Origin of the sequence: Gluconobacter sp. GP1 (assembly GCF_032913585.1) — a bacterium.
GTDB classification, from domain to species: domain Bacteria; phylum Pseudomonadota; class Alphaproteobacteria; order Acetobacterales; family Acetobacteraceae; genus Gluconobacter; species Gluconobacter cerinus.
Genome location: NZ_JASGXC010000066.1, coordinates 1 through 352, shown reverse-complemented (window position 1 = coordinate 352; position 352 = coordinate 1). Strand labels below are relative to the sequence as shown.

Below are 352 nucleotides of genomic sequence, written 5' to 3'. Positions count from 1 at the left end.
GCCGGGTTAACGTCAAACGTCAGCGCAGCCCACCGGAGGCAATGAGTGTTTCGCCTGTCAGCCAGCGCGCATCATCAGAGGCGAGGAACACGGCAAGTGGAGCAATGTCCTGAACCTGGCCGCTACGTCCCAGTGGTGTTTGTGAAATAATGAGCTGTTCCATTTCGGAACCCACAACATTAGCAGTTTTGGTGCCTTCTGTTTCAATCAGGCCAGGATTGATAGCGTTGACCCGAATATTTCTCGGCCCCAGCTCACGCGCGAGAGAACCTGTAATGGCGTCAACGGCTCCCTTTGTTCCCGTATAGACCGCAGAATTTGGTGGCGTAATACGAGATACAACGGAGCTGAT

The 352-nt window shown here is 53.7% G+C and carries 1 protein-coding gene; it reads right to left on the bottom strand.

Annotated elements, in window-relative coordinates:
* Nucleotides 1-19 precede the first annotated feature (19 nt).
* On the bottom strand, nucleotides 20-352 hold a 333-nt coding region (locus R5H23_RS16950), incomplete at its 5' end, for an SDR family oxidoreductase (RefSeq protein WP_317216140.1).